The 19,809-nt window shown below is 66.0% G+C and carries 14 protein-coding genes; 5 read left to right on the top strand and 9 right to left on the bottom strand.

Features of this window, described 5'->3' with window-relative positions; translation table 11 throughout:
• Nucleotides 1-3: 3 nt before the first annotated feature.
• The 9 genes from nudC to HNP46_RS16805 form a co-directional block, all read right to left on the bottom strand.
• Entirely contained in the window at nucleotides 4-843 is an 840-nt protein-coding gene (nudC, locus tag HNP46_RS16845) for an NAD(+) diphosphatase (RefSeq protein ID WP_184590947.1), read from the bottom strand.
• Nucleotides 843-2,516 (bottom strand): ferrous iron transporter B, encoded by a 1,674-nt coding sequence (locus HNP46_RS16840; RefSeq protein ID WP_184590944.1) that lies wholly within the window; start codon nucleotides 2,514-2,516, stop codon nucleotides 843-845. Before HNP46_RS16840 ends, nudC begins: the two co-directional genes overlap by 1 nt.
• Before the next feature lie 42 nt (nucleotides 2,517-2,558).
• Nucleotides 2,559-3,371: a crotonase/enoyl-CoA hydratase family protein gene (locus HNP46_RS16835; protein ID WP_184590941.1), complete on the bottom strand. Its 813-nt coding sequence runs from the start codon at nucleotides 3,369-3,371 to the stop codon at nucleotides 2,559-2,561.
• Nucleotides 3,372-3,604: 233 nt separating this feature from the next.
• Nucleotides 3,605-4,948 carry an amino acid permease gene (locus HNP46_RS16830; protein WP_184590938.1) on the bottom strand — a complete coding sequence of 448 codons (1,344 nt, stop codon included), beginning with the start codon at nucleotides 4,946-4,948 and terminating at the stop codon, nucleotides 3,605-3,607.
• Between the two features lie 202 nt (nucleotides 4,949-5,150).
• A complete protein-coding gene (locus HNP46_RS16825) occupies nucleotides 5,151-7,337 on the bottom strand; it encodes a putative bifunctional diguanylate cyclase/phosphodiesterase (RefSeq protein ID WP_184590936.1) in 2,187 nt (728 codons plus the stop codon).
• Between the two features lie 105 nt (nucleotides 7,338-7,442).
• Entirely contained in the window at nucleotides 7,443-9,695 is a 2,253-nt protein-coding gene (locus HNP46_RS16820; RefSeq protein WP_184590933.1) for an Orn/Lys/Arg decarboxylase N-terminal domain-containing protein, read from the bottom strand.
• 648 nt (nucleotides 9,696-10,343) lie between these two features.
• Nucleotides 10,344-11,081 (bottom strand): DNA polymerase III subunit epsilon, encoded by a 738-nt coding sequence (gene dnaQ, locus HNP46_RS16815; RefSeq protein WP_184590929.1) that lies wholly within the window; start codon nucleotides 11,079-11,081, stop codon nucleotides 10,344-10,346.
• Nucleotides 11,082-11,139: 58 nt separating this feature from the next.
• A complete protein-coding gene (gene rnhA / locus HNP46_RS16810; protein WP_184590927.1) occupies nucleotides 11,140-11,583 on the bottom strand; it encodes a ribonuclease HI in 444 nt (147 codons plus the stop codon).
• 11 nt (nucleotides 11,584-11,594) lie between these two features.
• Nucleotides 11,595-12,350, bottom strand: a complete 756-nt coding sequence (locus HNP46_RS16805; RefSeq protein ID WP_184590980.1) for a class I SAM-dependent methyltransferase — start codon at nucleotides 12,348-12,350, stop codon at nucleotides 11,595-11,597.
• 89 nt (nucleotides 12,351-12,439) lie between these two features.
• Here HNP46_RS16805 and gloB point away from each other — a divergent pair, with 89 nt between their 5' ends.
• From gloB to HNP46_RS16780, 5 genes are all read left to right on the top strand, one after another.
• Nucleotides 12,440-13,219: a hydroxyacylglutathione hydrolase gene (gene gloB / locus HNP46_RS16800; protein WP_184590924.1), complete on the top strand. Its 780-nt coding sequence runs from the start codon at nucleotides 12,440-12,442 to the stop codon at nucleotides 13,217-13,219.
• Between the two features lie 79 nt (nucleotides 13,220-13,298).
• Nucleotides 13,299-14,918 carry a LysM peptidoglycan-binding domain-containing protein gene (locus HNP46_RS16795; protein ID WP_184590922.1) on the top strand — a complete coding sequence of 540 codons (1,620 nt, stop codon included), beginning with the start codon at nucleotides 13,299-13,301 and terminating at the stop codon, nucleotides 14,916-14,918.
• Between the two features lie 115 nt (nucleotides 14,919-15,033).
• Nucleotides 15,034-16,863, top strand: coding sequence for an extracellular solute-binding protein (locus HNP46_RS16790; RefSeq protein ID WP_184590919.1), 1,830 nt, complete (start codon nucleotides 15,034-15,036; stop codon nucleotides 16,861-16,863).
• Nucleotides 16,860-18,725: an extracellular solute-binding protein gene (locus tag HNP46_RS16785; protein ID WP_184590917.1), complete on the top strand. Its 1,866-nt coding sequence runs from the start codon at nucleotides 16,860-16,862 to the stop codon at nucleotides 18,723-18,725. Before HNP46_RS16790 ends, HNP46_RS16785 begins: the two co-directional genes overlap by 4 nt.
• Entirely contained in the window at nucleotides 18,725-19,807 is a 1,083-nt protein-coding gene (locus tag HNP46_RS16780) for a microcin C ABC transporter permease YejB (RefSeq protein WP_184590915.1), read from the top strand. The genes HNP46_RS16785 and HNP46_RS16780 overlap by 1 nt, the downstream gene beginning before the upstream one ends.
• The last annotated feature ends 2 nt before the right edge of the window (nucleotides 19,808-19,809 follow it).

The raw sequence follows: 19,809 nt of genomic DNA, 5'->3' as shown, positions 1-19,809 counted from the left end.
GCGTCAGGCGCCGCCGGGCAGGACGGGATCGGGACGACCGGCGCGGCGCGCCAGGTAGACCTCGATCAGGTAGCGGGCGATGGAGCGCTCGGCCGGCAGGCGCGGCAGCTCGTCGACGTGGAACCAGCGGGCATCCTCGATCTCGTCCGGCTGCATGACGATCTCGCCGCTGACGTACTCGGCGTGGTAACCGAACATCAGCGAGTGCGGGAACGGCCACGGCTGGCTGCCCAGGTAGCGGATATTGCCGATCTCGACGCCCACCTCTTCGCGCACTTCACGCGCAACACAGTGCTCCACCGACTCGCCCGGTTCGACGAAGCCGGCCAGGGTGCTGTACATGCCCTGCACGAAGCGCGGCGAGCGTGCCAGCAGCACCTCGTCGCCACGGGTCACCAGCACGATCATGCTTGGCGATAGCAGCGGGTAGCGCTGGATGCCGCAGGCCTCGCAGTGCATGGCTCGATCGCGGGGCAGGCGCTGGTTGGGCTGACCGCAGCTGCCGCAGAAGCGGTGCTGGCGCCACCAGATGCCGATCTGGCTGGCGAAGCCGAGCATGGCGAAGATGTCTTCCTCGGCCTGCATCATGAACTGGCGCAGGCCGACCCAGCTGGCGCCTTCCAGCGGATCGGTGCGGTCGATTTCCAGCAGGTACACCGGCTCGCCATCGAACTGGCCGACGGCATGTTCGGAAAGCACCGAAAGATCCTGGCGCTTGAGCCAGTCACGGGGGAACAGCACGCCATTGCTGTCGGCGAGGAACTGCTGCTGGCAGTGGGCGAGCGCCCAGCCGCCAGTGGCAGCGATCTCGAACATCGAGGATTCCCAGCGTCCGCTACGCATCAGGCGGCCACCGTCAGGCCCAGGGCCTTGACGCTCTCGCTGGCGACGTCCAGGACGTCGGGTTGGCCTTCAGGCCGCATCATCGCTCCACCCTCCAGGTAGTACTCCAGGCCGGTCAGCGCATCCGCCAGGGTTTCCAGCATCTGCTCGGACGGCATCTGGCTCGTCTCGATCATCTGCCCCTGAATGTAATCGGCACAGGCGCCGACAAGCAATGCCGCGCGCTCCTGGCCGAGGAACCAGAGGCCGCCGCGTACCGCCTGCAGGCTGGTGGGAACGTTGGCCAGGTGCAGCTTGTCGCCGTTGGATTCCAGGTAGGCGGTGATCGCCCGCTTGGCCAGCGCCAGGCCCGCCTGGGCCTCGTCGATCACCACGATGCGCGCCTCGGCGAGCTGGTGCACGGCGAAGGAGTCGCCCTCCTCCTGCATCACCGGACGGGCGCTGCTGCGCTCACCGCGCTCGAGGTTGCCGACCATGCTCTCGACATAGAGCAGCGCATCGGCCAGCGCGTTGAGCGACGCCGGGTCGTCCGCCTCGCCCTTGGCCACCCAGCCGGCGACCACGCCATGCTGGTGCTGCAGCGAGGTGGCGGCGGAGTTCAGCCCGACCATGCCCAGGGTCTTGGCCAGCTTGCCCAGCTGGGTGTGCAGGATGCCGAAGGCATCGGCCTGGGACACGCCGCGTTCGATCAGATCGAGCTGGTCCTTCACGGCGGTGAGTTCTTCGCGGATCGCCACCGACAGCGAGCGCATCACCGACTGGCCGGGGCCGGACAGGCGCTGGGACTCGTCTTCGAGCAGATGGTCGGTGAAGGGCAGCGGCGCCAGGCCGAACACCTGGCGCAACTCGCTGGCGCGCACGCCGCTGGTGTCCGCCAGGGCGGTGAGGTACAGCAACTCCTTGAGCAGCTGGCGCGGCGCCTCGTACTGCGGGTTGCCGATCAGTTGCTTGATCTCCCGGTCCAGGCGCGAGAATACCTGCTTGCGCGTCTTGCGCGGCAGCATCTGCGCATCGACCAGGGCCTCCAGCGCGCCGGCGCCGACCCAGCACAGGCGGGTGCGCGCGGCGCTGCCCAGGAGCACGTCGAGCTTGCCCAGGGCGCGGCCCATCAGCTTGAGGCTGGGGTAGAGATTCTGTTCGCGGATCAGCCCGAGCAGGCCGACCTGGTACATCTGCCGCAGGCGGCGGATTTCCCGCGCCGGGTCTTCCACCTGCGGTGCAGTGACGGCACGCAGGGGGCGCGGCAGGTCCAGCCGCGCGCTGAAGAAGAAGCTCTCCGGCAGCGCCGGCTGGCCGGCGGCCTGGCGCACATCGTTGATCGCCGGCAGCAGCAGCTCGGGAATCTCCTGGCGGTGCGCCTCGAGGTTTTCCAGGTAACGGCGCAGCACGTACAGCGCATTGCCCAGCGCCGCCAGTTGGCCGTCACGGTCCTCGCTGACACCGGCGGGAATGTCGGTGGCCAGCGACAGCGCTTCCTGGGCCAGCAGCTCGGCGCCGGCCAGCTCGATCAGGTTGAGCGTGCCGCGAATCTGGCTCAGGCACTCGACCGAATGCTGCAGCAGGCTGCCGTTCTGGCGTTCGGCGATGAAATGTTCGAGGTTCTGCTCGGCCTCTTCCATGGTGGCGAACAGTTCGTCGCGGACCAGACTGAGGGACGTGGCTCCAGTAACCATCGGCCTAGTGCGCCTCCTGCGCGCAAGAAGATCGGAAGGACATCAATCGGCGAACTCGGGAGTCTTCTTGCTCATGTGCGCCATCATGGCGTTCTGCAGGTCGGCAGACTGCAGCATGGCGGCGTTCCAGGTGGCGATATATTCGAGGCCGTCCTCGACCCGGTGGTCGCGGGCGTAGCCGATCATTTCCTTGGTGCCGCGGATGGCGATCGGCGACTTGGCGGCGATCTGCCGGGCCAGCTCCATCACGCCATCCTGCAGCGCGGCATGGTCGGCGTAGACGCTGTTGACCAGGCCGATGCGCTGGGCTTCCTCGGCGTTGACGTTGCGCCCGGTGTACGCCAGCTCGCGCATGATGCCGTCGCCGATCAGGCGTGGCAGGCGCTGCAGGGTGCCGACGTCGGCCGCCATGCCCATGTCGATTTCCTTGATGGAGAACTGCGCGTCCGCGCTGCAGTAGCGCATGTCGCAGGCGGAAATCAGGTCGATGCCGCCGCCGATGCAGTAGCCCTGGATCGCCGCCAGTACCGGCTTGCTGCAGTTGTCCACGGCGTTGAACGAGCCCTGCAATTGCAGGATGGTCTTGCGCAGGGCGCGGGCATTGCGGCCGACGTCCTTGCCCAGGAGGGTTGCGGCCTGGGCCAGCAATGCCAGGTCGATGCCGGCGGAGAAATGCTTGCCGGCGCCGCTGAGGACGACGACGCGGACTTCATCCGTTTCATCGGCCCACTGGAAGATATCGATGATTTCCTTCCAGAAATCGGCGTTCATCGCGTTGAGTTTTTCCGGACGATTGATCTGCACATGGGCGATCTTGTCCGCCAGTTCGACGCGGAATGCTTTGTATTCGGTCACGGGGATGTCCTCGGGATTGCCCTGCTTCTCGTCTGGGTGCGGCGCGCTGCCGCTGGAGCCCGGGCCAACAGTTCTTATGAGTGCTGGATACAGATTTTTGATATCGCGCCACTATAACAAGGCAGGACCAAAAGTCGATCCGCGGTCTGTGACACAGACCACGGCATCGCCCGCCAGTCAGTTAGCGGCGGCATCACCCGCGCTTGATCGGGCGCTGCCCGCCGCCGCGACGATCAGTCGCCGGCCGCCAGCGGCAGGCCCTGCAGGCGGTTGCGGTACTGGCGCCAGGTGTACATCGGGATGCCCGCCATGAACACCAGGAAGCCCCAGAACATCGCCTGCTGGCCAGTGCCGTAGAGCGCCCACAGCGAGTAGAGGAAGCCCAGGCAGCCGATGGTCAGCACCTGCGGCCGCGAGCGCGGCGAGAAGGCCTCCGGCTTCACCGCCAGCATCTGCAGCAGCGCCGCGGTGCAGAAGGCATAGGGTACGACGCCGGTCATGGTGCCGAGCAGGATGATGACGTTGAACACTTCCACCAGCTCGCCATGGCCATCGACCATCACCAGCGCGGTGACCAGCAGCCCCGATGACAGCAGGCCATTGGCCGGCGCGCCGCGCTTGTTGAGCTTGCCCAGGGACTCGGGGAACAGCCCGTCACGGGCCGGCGCCACCGGGATCTGCCCCTGCAGCAGGACCCAGCCGTTGAGCGCGCCCAGGCAGGCAATCACCGCCCCGCCGGCCACCAGGTAGTAGCCCCAGTCGCCCATCAGGACGCGCGCGGCATCGGCGAAGGGCGAAGTGGACTTGGCCAGCACTTCCGGCGGCATCAGCCCCTGCACGGCGGTGATCGACAGGATGTACACCGCGGCGGCCGCCAGGGTGCCGAACAGCGTGGCGCGCGGGATGGTCTTCTTCGGGTCGCGCACATCGTCCGCCGGCACGGTGGCCGACTCCAGGCCGATGAACGACCAGAGCGTCAGCGCCGCCGTGGTGGCGATGGCCTGGGCATAGCCCATGTTCGGCAGTTCGCTGGGCGCCGGAATGGTCAGATAGTCCGGATTGAAGTGGAACCAGCCGAGGACGCCCACCAGCAGCAGCGGAATCAGCTTGAGCGCGGTCAGGCAGTTCTGCACCAGGGCGAAGGCGGTGATGCCGCGCAGGTTGATCAGGGTGCACAGCCAGATGGCGCCGATAGCGGTGGCCACCATCAGCAGCGGGTCGGCCAGCGCCGGGATGAACACCCGCAGGTAACCCACCAGGGTCACGGCGATGGCGGCGTTGCCGATCCACGCGGCCTTCCAGTAGGTCCAGGCACACAGATAGCCGGCGAAGCTGCCGAAGCCGTCGCGGGTATAGGCGTAGGGTCCGCCGGCACCGGGGTTGAGGCGCGCCAGCCGGGCAAAGGTGAAGGCCAGGATCACCGCGCCGGTACTCGATACCAGCCAGCCGAACAGGCTCAGACCACCGAAAGCCGCCAGGCTCGACGGCAGCAGGAACACCCCCGACCCCACCATGTTGCCGACCACCAGCGCGGTGCAGCTCCAGAACCCCATGCTGCCCTTCTTCGCTTCCGCCATCTGCGCTCCTTAGAAGCCCGCCTTCGTGTTTCGACTGGTTGCGCGCTGCCACGGCCAAGGGTGCAGAGCGACGATCTGTCCTACAGGGTAGACAGCGGCGGGCGAAGGAGGAAACCGATTTGCAGGGCGAAACCCCTCGTTTCGAGCGATTTCGCCCCGCGCGGTCAATGTCGACGCAGAAAATGCCGCCGCAAGGTCATTTTCAGGCGGAGCCGAACTGGCGCGTGCCGAGGTCGTAGAACTGCTCGAACTGCTGCGGTGGCATCGGTTTGGCGAACAGGTAGCCCTGCCCTTCGGTGCAGCGCTCGGCGCGCAGGCGATCACGCTGGGCGCTGGATTCGATGCCCTCGGCGATGGTCTCCAGGTCGAAGCTGCGGGCCATGTCGAGGATGGCGCGGATCACCGATAGGTCCTGTTGGGTTTCCAGCATGCCGATGACGAAGCTGCGGTCGATCTTGATCCGGCTCAGCGGGTAGGTCTTGAGCAGGCTGAGGGACGCGTAGCCGGTGCCGAAGTCGTCGAAGGCGATGCCGACCCCATACGAGCGCAGACTCTGCAGGGTGCTCAGGACCGTGTCGTCGTGGTTGAGCACGATGTTCTCGGTGATTTCCAGCTCCAGCGCCTCCGCCGGCAGGCCGTGGCGCTCCAGGGCTTCGAGTACCTGCGAGACCAGGTTGCCCATGCGGAACTGGGCGCCGAACAGGTTCACCCCCATGCGCAGGTTGGGCGCGCCATTGCGCCGCCAGTAGGCCGCCTGGGCACAGGCCTCGTCGAGAATCCAGGCGCCGACGATCGCTGCCAGCGGTCCGCCCTCCAGAGAAGGCAGGAAGGCCGCCGGCGACAGCAGGCCGCGCTGCGGATGCTGCCAGCGGATCAAGGCCTCGGCGCCACGCAGCGAACCATCGCGCAGGCTGACCTGTGGCTGGTAGAACAGCAGGAACTCGCCGTTAGCCACGGCCCGGTGCAACTCCATGCCATAGAGATGCCGCGCCGCCGCCTCCATCTTCAGGGCCGGGACGAACACGAAAGCGTGGCCACGCCCGCTGATCTTGGCCTTGAACAACGCCAGGTCGGCATCACCCACCAGCTCCAGGGCCTCCTGCGCGTGCAGGGGCGACAGCGCCACGCCGCAGCTGGCGGCGACCCGCACCTCGTGGGCATCGATGACGATGGGCTCGGCGATGCTGGCGATCACTGCCTGGGCGAAGCGCATGGCGTGCTCAGGGGTGAGCAGGTTGGGTTCGAGGATGGCGAACTCGTCACCGCCGATCCGCGCCACCGTGGCGCCGGCGGTAGCCAGCCGGTCCAGGCGCGCGGCGACTTCGCGCAGGATGCCGTCGCCCACCGCGTGGCCGAGGGAGTCGTTGACGTCCTTGAAGCCGTCCAGGTCGATCATCAGCACTGCCGCCGGTCGCGACTGCACCAGCACGTCCTCGGTTCGCCGGTAGAACTGGCCGCGGTTGGCCAGCCCGGTGAGCACGTCGACGCTGGCCAGCTGACGCAGCGCCTCTTCCTCCTGGTGGCGAGCCGTGAGGTCCTTGAGCACCGCCTCGAACTTGAGCTTGCCCTTCTCCGACCAGCTGAACAGGGTCAGGCCCAGGGACAGCTCGACGCCGTTCTTGCGCACGCCGGTGATTTCCCCTGGCACCGCCATGCCGTCCAGCGAAGTGGCGTCGCTGGCGCCGCTGATCAGCGCATGGAAGGTCGCGCGGTCGCGTTCGGGCAGCAGCAGTTCGAAGGACTGCCCGCAACCCTCGATCAGCTCGTAGCCGAACAGGTTGGCGGCCGCCTCGTTCCAGGCGCCGATCTCGCCCCAGCAATCGAACCAGACCACCGGGGTCGGCGAGGTACCGGCGTATTCCTCGAACAGCGGCCGGGTGCGCGAGGAGGCCACCTCGATGCGCCGCAGCTCCAGGCGGTCGGACGCCATGCGTGCCAGCTCGCGCAGGCGCTCGCAGTCGTCGCGGGTGAAGTCTTCATGGGGCTGGCTGTCGATGATGCACAGGGCGCCCAGCGGCTGTCCTTCCACCGACAGCAACGGAACGCCGGCATAGAAACGCACGCCGTTGGGCGCGGTCACCAGCGGGTTGTCGTGGAAGCGTTCGTCCTGGCTGGCATCGCCCACCACCATCACCTCGTCCTGGGTGATGGCATGGGCGCAGAAGGACACGTCGCGACTCATGTCCACTTCGCCGACACCTGCCGCGGCGGCGAAGAACACATGGTCACTGCCGATCATGTTCACCGCCGCAACCGGCATGCCGAACATGCGCACGGCGATCTGCACCACCGGATCGAGGCTGGGCAGCAGGCTTTCATCGTCGAATCCGTAGTCGGCGAGCGCACTCAGGCGCTCGCTCTCGTTCGGCAACGTCACGGGACAGCGCATGGGGGAAACCTCCCTTTTTCCTCAATTTCTCCCTTTACCGATCCGCACAAGGATAGTAGCACTTTGGAAATTCAGGGCCGGCCCCGCAAACCGGGGGCCGGACGGTCATTTGCAGCATTCCACGGTGTAGTGTTTCTGCCCGTCTATGACGCGGATCTGCAGGCCATGCACGTCGGAATCGAAGCCGGGGAACTGGTGCTCGAAGCTCTGCGCGAAGGCCAGGTAGTCGAGTATGGAGCGGGTCGATTCGGTGAACCTTTCCCCTGGCATGATCAGCGGGATGCCTGGCGGATATGGCACCAGCATCACCGCGGCGATACGCCCCTCCAATCGATCGATAGGCACCGCTTCCACTTCCCCGCGCACCAGCTGCGCGTAGGCGTCGGCCGGGCGCATGGCGATTTCCGGCAGTGCCGTGTACATGCGCTTCATCGCCTTGGCGGTGGCGTGATCGCGGTAGCAGCGGTGCAGTTCGTCGCACAGGTCGCGCAGGCCCATGCCCGCGTAGCGCGAGCCACCGGCCTGGGCGACGCTGGGCAGCGCGTCCGCCAGCGGCTGATTGGCGTCGTAGCTGCGCTTGAACTCCAGCAGCTCGGTGACCAGGGTGCTCCACTTGCCCTTGGTCACGCCCATGGAGAACAGCACGAGGAAGGAGTACAGCCCGGTCTTCTCCACCACCAGCCCGCGCTCCCAGAGGAAGCGGCTGACCACCGCGGCGGGAATTCCCCGCGAGTCCAGGCGCCCGCCGGCGGTGAGGCCCGGCGTGGCCAGGGTGACCTTGATCGGGTCGAGCAGCACGTAGTCTTCCACCGCGTCGCCGAAGCCGTGCCAGTCGGCGTTGGGTTCCAGTACCCAGTCGCAGGTCCTGACTTCGTCGGTGCCCTCCACGCCCGGCGGCTGCCAGACGCAGAACCACCAGTCGTCTTCGGCGAGGCTCTGCTGCACGTTGGCCAGGGCGCGGCGGAAGCTCAGCGCCTCGTCGAAGGTTTCCTGGATCAGCGAACGCCCGGCCGGGCCTTCCATCATCGCCGATGCCACATCCAGGGAAGCGATGATGCCGTACTGCGGCGAGGTGGAGATGTGCATCATGAAGGCTTCGTTGAAGCGCGCCTGCTCGAAGCGCCGTGCGCCGGCGTCCTGCACGTGGATCATCGAGGCCTGGCTGAAGGCCGCCAGCATCTTGTGGGTGGAATGGGTGGCGAAGACCATCGGACCGCCGTCGTCGCGGCTGGTGCCCATGCCGTAGCGCCCGTCGTAGAAGTCATGGAAGGCCGCGTAGGCGTACCAGGCTTCGTCGAAATGCAGCACCTCGACGCTGTCGCCCAGGGCCTGCTTGATCATCTGCGCGTTGTAGCAGAGGCCGTCGTAGGTGGAGTTGGTCACCACCGCCAGCCGCACCTTCGGCTCGCGCCCGCGGGCGAGCGGGCTGGCCGCGATCTTCGCGGCAATGGATTCGCGGCTGAATTCGGACAGCGGGATCGGCCCGATGATGCCCAGCTCGTTGCGCTCCGGCGTCAGGTACAGCGGGATGGCGCCGGTCATGATGATCGAATGCAGGATCGACTTGTGGCAGTTGCGGTCCACCAGCACCAGGTCGTCGCGGCAGACCATGGAGTGCCAGACGATCTTGTTCGCCGTGGAGGTGCCGTTGATCACGAAGTAGGTGTGGTCGGCGCCGAAGTTGCGCGCGGCGCGGGCTTCGGCTTCCGCCAGGGGGCCGGTGTGGTCGAGCAGCGAACCCAGTTCCGGTACGGAGACGGAAAGGTCCGAACGCAGGGTGTTCTCGCCGAAGAACTGGTGGAACGCCTGCCCCACCGGGCTCTTGCGATAGGCCACGCCACCGCCGTGGCCGGGCGTGTGCCAGGAATAGTTGGATTGCGCGGTGTGCTCCACCAGCGCGCGGAAGAACGGCGGCAGCAGGCCCTCCAGGTACTTGCGCGCGGCACGGCTGACCTGCCGCGCCAGGAACGGCACGGTGTCCTCGAACAGATAAAGAATGCCGCGCAGCTGGTGCAGGTCGGCCATGGACTCGGCCGGCGCGTTCTCGATGGTCATCTGCTCGCCGAGGGCGAAGATCGGCAACTGCGGCGCACGCACCCGCGCCATGCGGATCAGCTCCACCACGTCCTGCAGCAGGCGCTGGTTCTCCCCCGCCCCCTCGGCGGCCACCAGGATGCAGGCCAGCCCGTGGTGGGTCGACGCGACGATGCGGCCTTCGGCGGAACTGGCGGTGGAAAGGATGCTGAAGCCGTCCTGCTCCAGCTCCCGCGCAATATCCCTCACCCGGTCACCGGCCACCGTGTCGGCCTTGATATCGCGATGGACGATGAGGATGGGGAATTTCAAATCTTTGTACATTGTGAGCCCCTGAATGACGTACGACTGGCGTCGATCCCTTTCAGAGTATGGACTCACGGAATGTAGGGGAATGCGCTCGACTGAGAGCTGTAATAAAACGTCGCGTGGGTGACAGGCGCGCTTACTTCGAGCGCTTCGCTCTGGCTCTGGCTCTTCGTAAGTCTTCCAGATAAATGTCAGCGCACTCCGACTGCCCCGTTCAGGAGGCCTCGTTGAAGCGAAGTTTCAGGGGCACGCCGCGATGGGCCATCCCTGGCCCGTCGCGGCTCTCGCGGCATCCATGCCGCTCAACCCCTGAAACTCCGCTTCAACGAGGGTATTTTTCGCCTAAGCGAAAAACCGGATGTCCGGGGCAAGACCTTTGCCTACTTTGGGTGGGGCGGCCATCCGTCGTTTGCCAAAGTAGATCGCCCGAGGGGGCGAAACACAGAGTCCACGCACACGCCGAAGCGGCGCGGGAAACCCGGAGCGAGGCAGGCACATCGCGGACAGAGTCCGCTCCTACGCGGAAGCCATACAGGTGCGCTGCGAGAGGGATTTCGCGGACAAGGTCCGCTCCTACGGAAGCGGCGGAGTCGACCGAAAACGCTGGCCCGCAGAAACGAAAAAGGCCCCAGTCAGGGGCCTCTTCTCATGCAGCGCACCGAATCACTCCTTCGGCGCCTCCATCTGCGCCCACAGCGACGGACCGCCAGCGGACTTCTCGATCACCGCCAGCCTAGCCACGTGCGCCTCGATCTCCGCATCGGTCGCGCGGATCACCCTCGTCAACCCTCGCTCCGCCGCCAGACGACGAATCGCCGAAGCAGTAGCGCGCCCGCTGCCGTCGCCCTCAGCGCCATTGCCCGCCAGCGACAGGCTGGTCTGGCCACCGGTCATCGCCAGGTAGACGTCGGCGAGAATCTCGGCATCGAGCAGTGCGCCGTGCAGGTCACGGCCAGAGTTGTCGACGCCATAGCGCTTGCACAGGGCGTCGAGGTTGTTGCGCTGCCCCGGATGGCGCTCGCGGGCCATCAGCAGGGTATCGAGGATGCCGCAGTAATCGGCCACATCGGCGCGCTCGCTCTGTCCCAGCAGGGCGAACTCGTTGTTGATGAAGCCCACGTCGAACGCCGCGTTGTGGATGATCAGCTGGGCGCCCTTGATGAACTCGAAGAAGTCATCCGCCACCTCGCGGAAGCGCGGCATGTCCTTGACGTAGTCGTTGGTGATGCCGTGGACCGCGATGGCGCCTTCGTCGATCTCGCGGTCGGGCTGCAGGTAGACGTGGAAGTGCCGGCCGGTCAGGCGGCGGCCTTCGAGTTCGACGCAACCGATCTCGATGATCCGGTGGCCGTCGGTGACCGGCATACCGGTCGTTTCGGTGTCGAGGACGACGCTACGCATTCTGTGTGAAACCTTCTTGCGGTTGATTCGCCCGCAGCGTTGCAGGCGATCCTTGATCTCAGCGCGGCAGTTCGCTCACGCCACGGTTGGCGAGCATGTCGGCGCGCTCGTTGCCGGGGTGGCCGGTGTGGCCGCGCACCCAGCGCCATTCGACAGTATGCCGGTTGACCTGCTCATCCAGCGCCTGCCACAGGTCGGCATTCTTCACCGGCTGCTTGGCGGCGGTCTTCCAGCCGCGCTTCTTCCAGTTGGCCATCCACTCGGTGATGCCCTGCATGACGTACTGCGAGTCGGTGACGATACGCACCTGGCAATGCCGCTTGAGCGCGGCCAGGGCCATGATGGCGGCCATCAGCTCCATGCGGTTGTTGGTGGTATCCGCCTCGCCGCCCCACAGTTCGCGCTCGGCGCCCTTGTAGAACAGCACGGCGCCCCAGCCACCCGGACCCGGGTTGCCCTTGCAGGCGCCGTCGGTATAGATCTCGACTTTCTCTTCGCTCATTTGGCTCGCTTTCAGGACTCGGAATCGCGGCGACTGACCTTGGCCACCGGCAGCGGGACCAACTGGCCGCGCGGTTCGCGGCGGGGCTGGCGCAGGGGGCGCAGACCGACCACCAGCTTGCGCGCCACCAGCAGGTAGAAGCCGGCGCCGGTCCCCTGCAGGACGGGTCCCCAGGTTTCCATGCGGGCCAGGCGGCCCTGCCATTTCGCCGATGCAAGCGGCGGACGATAACATCCGAAGCGGCGTTTCTCCAGCGCGAAGCCCAGCAGGTTGAGCCAGTCGCAGACCCGCGTCGGCGAGATGCAACGAGCACGGCGCAGGGCGTCGCGGGCGAAATAATGGCGGATTCCCCAGGCGCTCCAGGGGTTGACCCCGACCACCAGCAGGTGCCCGCCAGGGCGAACGCTGCGAGCGGCTTCACGCAGCAAGCGATGGGGCGACAGGCAGAAATCCAGGCCGTGCTGCAGCAGCACCACGTCGGCGGCGTGCTCACCCAGCGGCCAGGCCGCCTCGTCACAGGCGATTTCTACCCCTGGCAGCGGCGGCCCCAGGCGCACGCCGCGCTGGATGTTGCCGACACGGGCCGGTAATTCGGCATGCGGCCCGTAATGCACCAGGTAGCCGCCGAAATAGCGTTCCAGCTCGTCGATCAGCAGTTGCTGCTCTTCGGCCAGCATCATTCCGCCGATCGGCCCGGACAGCCAGTGGCGAGCCTGGTCGATCAGCTCCAGCCAGTCGGCATCGGCCTGGGCGAAGGGTTCTTCGATCATCACTACCCCCTGTGGGACAGCGCGACACAAATGTGCGTATCCGCACTACTATGCGCCAATGCCCACCTCTTGGCGACTTTGACCCCATGATACAGATAGACGCACTGCCGGCCTTTTCCGATAACTACCTGTGGCTGTTGCAGGATGTGACCCGCCGCGAGTGCGCGGTGGTCGATCCGGGCGACGCCGGCCCGGTGGAGCGCTGGCTGGAAGCTCACCCCGGCTGGAAACTGACCGACATCCTGGTCACCCACCACCACGCCGACCACGTCGGCGGTGTCGCCCGCCTGAAGGAGGCGACCGGCGCCCGCGTGCTCGGCCCGGCCCAGGAGAAGATCCCCGCCCGCGACGTGGCCCTGGAAGACGGCGACCGGGTCGAGGTGCTGGGCCTGGGCTTGGAGGTCATCCACGTGCCTGGCCACACCCTGGGCCACATCGCCTATTTCCACAGCGCTCAAGAACAACCGCTGCTGTTCTGCGGCGACACCCTGTTCGCCGGCGGCTGCGGCCGCCTGTTCGAGGGGACGCCGGCACAGATGCATGAATCGCTGAGCCGGCTGGCCGCCCTGCCCGGGGCTACCGCGGTCTACTGCGCCCACGAATACACCCTGAGCAACCTGCGCTTCGCCTGTGCGGTGGAACCGGACAATCCGGAGGTCCTGGCTCGCTACGAAGAGGTCCGGCAGTGGCGCGAGCGGGGGCGGATCAGCCTACCTTCGTCCATCGCCCTGGAGAAGCGTACGAATCCATTCCTTCGCTCGTCAGAAATATCCGTTATGAAAAAGGCCGACGAGCGGAACGGCCAGCATCTACGGGCTCCGGAGGATGTCTTTGCGACCATTCGCCGCTGGAAGGACCAGTTCTGACGTCTGGCGAAATCTTGACCAGGGCAGATGCGATTCCTAGAATCGCCGAAATTTTTGCCCCGGACACAGTCATCAGCCAATGTCGCCCAAGACCAGCAAGACCTCCGATCTAGACGCATTGGCACGTGCCATCCGAGTCTCCATCGTACTGCTCGCCGCAGGCCTGGCCGGCTGCCAGTCGACCCCGCAGGAGTCGTCCAGCAGTCCGGTGCGCAGCGCCTCGCGCGCCGTCGACGTGCAGTTCAATCCAGCCTGGACCCAGGCCCAGAACGATATCTGGGAGCGCATGCGCGGTGGTTTCCAGCTGCAGGACCAGCTCAATACCAACCCGCGTATCGAGCGCCAGCGCCTGTGGTTCATGAGCAACCAGTCGTTCCTGGAAAACGCCAGCGAACGCGGTGCGCCCTACATGCACTATGTCGTCGAGCGCCTGGAAGAACGCGACATGCCGCTGGAACTGGCCCTGCTGCCAGTGATCGAGAGCTCGTACAACCCCATGGCCGTGTCGCGCGCCCAGGCCGTCGGCCTGTGGCAGTTCATCCCGAGTACCGGTACCCATTTCAACCTGCGCCAGACCAACTTCTACGACGGCCGCCGCGACATCACCGCCTCGACCAACGCTGCGCTGACCTACCTCAGCCGCCTGCACGACATGTTCAATGGCGACTGGCTGCTCGCCCTGGCCGCCTACAACGCCGGCGAAGGCACGGTGAGCCGCGCCATCGAGCGCAACGAGCGCCTCGGCCTGCCCACCGACTACTGGAACCTGCCGCTTCCGCAGGAAACCCAGGACTACGTGCCCAAGCTGCTGGCCCTGTCGCAACTGGTGAACGCGCCGACCATCTACGGCATCAACCTCAGCCCGATCGCCAACCAGCCCTATTTCACCTCGATCCGCGTCAAACCCGGCCTGGACCTGTCCCAGGTCGCCGCCGTCGCCGATCTGGACGAAGACGAGCTGTACCAGCTCAACCCGGCCTTCAAGCGCAAGGTGACCCTGGACGGCCCGCATCACCTGCTGGTGCCGCTGGCCAAGGCCGACAGCCTGAAAGCCGGCGTAGCCAACCTGGAGCCGGTGCAGATCAAGCCGGTGATCGTCGCCTCCAGCCGCGGCAGCCAGTATCGCGTGCGCAAGGGTGACAGCCTGCACAGCATCGCCCAGCGCTACCGCCTCAGCGTCGCCGAGCTCAAGGCGGCCAACCGCCTGAGCGCCAACCGCCTGCGCAACGGCCAGACCCTGGTCATCCCCGGCCAGCCCGGCCGGCCGACCATCGAGCCGGAGAGCCCGCGCCAGCTGGCCCAGGTGGAAAGCTCGCGGACCACCGCCAGTACCCGTGTCGCCACCCGCAGCTACACCGTGAAGAACGGCGACACCCTGTGGAACATCGCCAAGAAGAATGGCGTCGAGGTCGCCGACCTCAAGCGCTGGAACGGCCTGGACAGCCACGGCGTCAAGCCCGGCCAGACCCTCAAGCTGCAGAGCGCCGCCGCCACCCAGTTGGCCGCTGCCAGCAGCAAGGGCAAGGCCAAGCCGGATGCCGCGACCTATTACAAGGTCAAGCAGGGCGACTCGATGTACACCATCGCCAAGCGCTTCAATGTCGAAATGCAACACATCAAACGCTGGAACCCGCGCAGCGCCCAGGCCCTGAAGCCGGGCCAGACGCTCACGCTGTACCTCAACACCGCCAGCCGCTGAGTTTCACCCTGCGCCGGGGCGCACAGCCCCGGCCGCATGTCTTCTGGCAGCAAGGACAAGCTGCTACTGTACGACGCTAACCCCTTCAGCCAGCCAGGATCGGATCCTACGCCTGATGCGTCGTTTGTCTCTGCTGCTCCTGGGCCTCTTCCTGGGGCTCCCCGCCTCCGCCCAGATCATCGAGAGCCACGGCTACGCGCAGTTCGGCGATCTCAAGTACCCGGCGAACTTCGACCACTTCGACTGGGTCGATCCCCACGCGCCCAAGGGTGGAACCCTGCGCCTGATGGGTCTGGGCAGTTTCGACACGCTCAATCCCTATACCTTCAAGGGCAGCCCGCCGATCAGTACCGCCGACTTCCTGCAGTACGGCGTCAGTGAGCTGAACGAGCCGCTGATGGTCGGCACCGGGCTCTACGATCCGTCCGGCGACGAACCCGCCTCCAGCTACGGCCTGATCGCCCGCAGCGTCGAATACGCCGATGACCGCAGCTGGGTGGTGTTCAACCTGCGCCCGGAAGCGCGCTTCCACGACGGCAAGCCGATCACCGCCTATGACGTGGCGTTTTCCTACCGCACCCTGCTGCAGCATGGCCACCCCATGTACCGCACCAGCCTGCAGGAGGTGCAGCGGGTCGACATCCTCTCCCGGCAGAGCATCCGTTTCGTCTTGAAGCGCCATGACAATCCGCTGCTGATCCTGCGCCTGGGCGAGATGCCGGTGCTGCCGCAGCACTACTGGAAAGGCCGCGACTTCCAGGCCACCACCTTCGACGCACCGCTGGGCAGCGGCCCCTACCGGATCACCGAGGTGGAGCCGGGGCGGCGCCTGGTGTTCGAACGGGTCAAGGACTGGTGGGGCAGGGATTTGCCGGTGAATCGCGGCAAGTACAACTTCGACCGTGTCGAAGTCGACTTCTACCGCGACGCCGGCATCGCCTTCGAAGCCTTCAAGGCCGGCGAGTTCGACATCTACATCGAGCACCAGGCGAAGAACTGGCGCAGCAACTACCGCTTCCCGGCGGTACGCCGCGGCGACGTGGTGAAGGTGGAAATCCCCCACCAGATTCCCACCCAGACCCAGGCGCTGTTCATGAACACGCGGCGGCCGACCTTCGCCGACCGCCGCCTGCGCGAAGCGCTGGGCATGATGTTCGATTTCGAATGGACCAACCGCGCACTGTTCAATGACGCCTATGTGCGCGCCAGCAGCTACTACCCCAACAGCACCTTCGCCGCCAGCGGCGTGCCCCAGGGCAAGGAATGGCTGCTGCTCTCGCCCTATCGCCAGCAACTGCCAGATGCCCTCTTCACCCGCCCCTTCACGGTGCCGGTTACCAAGGGCAGCGGCATCCCGCGGGAAACCCTGCGCCATGCATTGGGTCTACTGGCCGACGCCGGCTGGAAACTCTCCGGCGACCGCCTGCAGGATGCCAGCGGCAAACCGCTGCGCTTCGAGATACTGCTGGTCAACCCCAGCCTGGAACGCATCCTCCAGCCCTACCGCGAGAACCTCGCCAGCATCGGCATCGATGCGAGCTTGCGCACCGTGGACCGCGCCCAGTACAAACAGCGTCTGGACCAGTTCGACTACGACATGATTCTGATGACCCTGCCCCAGACCCTGAGCCCCGGCCTCGAACAATGGCAGTACTTCCATTCCAGCCAGGTGGCGGTCAAGGGCAGCAAGAACTATGCGGGCATCGCCAGTCCCGTGGTGGACGCGATGCTCGAGAAACTCCTCGGCGCCACCGACCGCGACCAGCAGGAAGCCGCGGCGCGGGCCCTGGACCGGGTGCTGCTGTGGCAGCACTACAGCATTCCCAACTGGTACCTGAACAAGCATCGATTGGCGTACCGCAACCGCTTCGCCTTCGTCACCACGCCGCCCTACACGCTGGGCCTGCGCGCCTGGTGGCAAAAAGACCAGGAGAAACCCCTATGAAAAGCCCCCGCCGCGCCGCGCTCTGCGCCGGCCTGTTGCTGGGACTGCTGGGCAGTGCGCAGGCCGCGCCGCAGCACGCCATCACCCTGTATGACGAAGCGCCGAAGTACCCGGCGAACTTCAAGCACTTCGACTTCGTCAATGCCGCCGCGCCCCAGGGCGGCACGCTGCGCCTCTCCAGCGCTGCCGGCTTCGACAGCCTCAACCCCTTCATTCCCAAAGGCAACTCGGCACCGCAGCTGGGGCTGATCTACGACACCCTGACCTTCCACTCCCTCGACGAGCCCTTCACCGAATACGGCCTGCTCGCCGAGAAGATCGAGAAGGACCCCAATCACCGTTTCGTGCGCTTCTACCTGCGTCCCGAGGCGAAGTTCCACGACGGCACGCCGGTCACCGCCGAGGATGTGGTGTTCACCTTCGAGACCCTGATAAAGAGCGGCGATCCGATGTATCGCAACTACTACGCGGACGTCGACAAGGTGGTGGCCGAGGACAAGCTGCGCGTACGTTTCGACTTCAAGCACGGCGATAACCGCGAGCTACCGCTGGTGCTGGGCCAGATATCCGTGCTCCCCAAGCACTGGTGGGCAACTCGGGACTTCAGCAAGACCAACATGGAGCCGCCGCTGGGCAGCGGGCCCTACCGCATCAGCAAGGTCGACGCCGGCCGTTCGATCCGCTATGAGCGGGTGAAAGACTGGTGGGGCGACAAGCTGGCGGTAAACCGTGGCTTCAATAATTTCGGTGCCGTTGTGGTCGATATCTACCGGGACTCCAACGTGGCCCTGGAAGCGTTCAAGGCCGGGCAATTCGACTTCAACGACGAGCGCATCGCCAAGAACTGGGCCACCGCCTACGACTCCCCCGCCGTGCGCGATGGGCGCATCGTTCGCGAGGAGCCGGTCAACGGCAACCCGTGGGGCATGCAGGCCTACGCCTTCAACATCCGCCGCCCGGTGTTCCAGGACCCGCGCGTGCGCGAGGCGATCACCAACCTCTTCGACTTCGAGTGGACCAACAAGCAGCTGTTCTTCGGCTCCTACCTGCGCGACGGCAGCTACTTCGAGAACTCGGAGATGGCCGCCAAGGAACTGCCCGACGCGCAGGAGCTGAAAATCCTCGAGCCGCTGCGCGACAAGCTGCCGCCGCAGGTCTTCACCCAGGTCTACGTACCGCCCACCAGCGACGGCAGCGGCATCATCCGCGAGCAGAAGCGCAAGGCCTACCAACTGCTGCTGGACGCCGGCTACAAGATCGACAACGACAAGATGGTCGGCCCCGACGGCAAGCAGCTGAGCTTCGAGTTCCTGCTGTTCCAGACCGATTTCGAGCGAGTGCTGCTGCCGTTCAAGCGCAACCTCGCCGAACTGGGCATCGACATGCAGATACGCCGGGTCGACGTCTCGCAGTACGTCAATCGCCTGCGCTCGCGGGACTACGACATGATCGTGACCAGCTGGCCGCAGTCCAACTCGCCCGGCAACGAGCAACGGGAATTCTGGCACTCCAGCAGTGCAGACCAGTCCGCCAGCAGGAACATGATCGGCCTGCGCGACCCGGGCATCGACGCCCTGGTGGAACAACTGATCAACGCCGACTCCCGCGAAAGCCTGGTGCGCCATGCCCGCGCCCTGGACCGCGCGCTGCTCTGGGGCCATTACGTCGTGCCCAACTGGTACCTGGGCAACTGGCGCCTGGCCTACTGGAACCGCATCGCCCATCCGCAGAACCTGCCGCCCTACGACTACGCGCTGATGACCTGGTGGCAGGCCCGTGACAAGGCCGAACCGTCCAGGTCGGACGCCAAGGCCGCAGCCCAAGCGCCGGCTGACGATGCCGTCGCCCAAGGGGCCAACTGATGCTGGCCTACATCCTGCGGCGCCTGCTGCTGATCATCCCGACCCTGTTCGGCATCCTGCTCATCAACTTCATCATCATCCAGGCCGCCCCCGGCGGCCCGGTGGAGCAGATGATCGCCAAACTGGAAGGCTTCGACGCCGCCAGCGGCGGCGCCACCGGGCGCATCTCCGGCGGCGGCGGTGAAGTCGCCTCTGCCGGCACGCACTACCGCGGCGCCCAGGGCCTGGACCCGGAGCTGGTGAAGGAAATCGAGCGCATGTACGGCTTCGACAAGCCGGCCCCCGAGCGTTTCTGGATCATGCTGAAGAACTACGTGCACCTGGACTTCGGCCAGAGCTTCTTCCGCGACGCCAAGGTCACCGACCTGATCGTCGAGAAGCTGCCCGTGTCCATCTCCCTGGGGCTGTGGAGCACGCTGATCATGTACCTGGTGTCGATCCCGCTGGGCATCGCCAAGGCGGTGCGCCACGGCAGCCACTTCGACGTCTGGACCAGCTCGGCGATCATCGTCGGCTACGCCATCCCCGCCTTCCTCTTCGCCATCCTGCTGGTGGTGCTGTTCGCCGGCGGCAGCTACTGGGACTGGTTCCCCTTGCGCGGATTGACCTCCAACAACTTCGACGAGCTGACCTGGGCCGGCAAGGTCCGCGACTACTTCTGGCACCTGGCGCTGCCCATCACCGCGCTGGTGATCGGCAACTTCGCCACCATCACCCTGCTGACCAAGAACAGCTTCCTCGACGAGATCGGCAAGCAGTACGTGGTCACCGCCCGCGCCAAGGGCCTGACCGAGCGCCGCGTGCTCTACGGCCACGTATTCCGCAACGCCATGCTACTGATCATCGCAGGGCTCCCCTCTGCCCTGCTGGGGATCTTCTTCACCGGCTCCCTGCTGATCGAGGTGATCTTCTCCCTCGACGGCCTGGGCCTGCTCAGCTTCGAGGCCGCGCTGAACCGCGACTACCCGGTGGTGTTCGGCACGCTGTTCATCTTCACCCTGTTCGGCCTGATCATGAAGCTGGTCAGCGACGTCCTCTACACGCTGGTCGATCCGCGCATCGACTTCGAGAACCGGGAGTAATC

Source organism: Pseudomonas nitroreducens (assembly GCF_014204515.1).
GTDB classification, from domain to species: Bacteria; Pseudomonadota; Gammaproteobacteria; order Pseudomonadales; family Pseudomonadaceae; genus Pseudomonas; species Pseudomonas nitritireducens_A.
The sequence above is the reverse complement of the archived record's forward strand: the minus strand, read 5'-3'. Positions and strand labels throughout refer to the sequence as shown.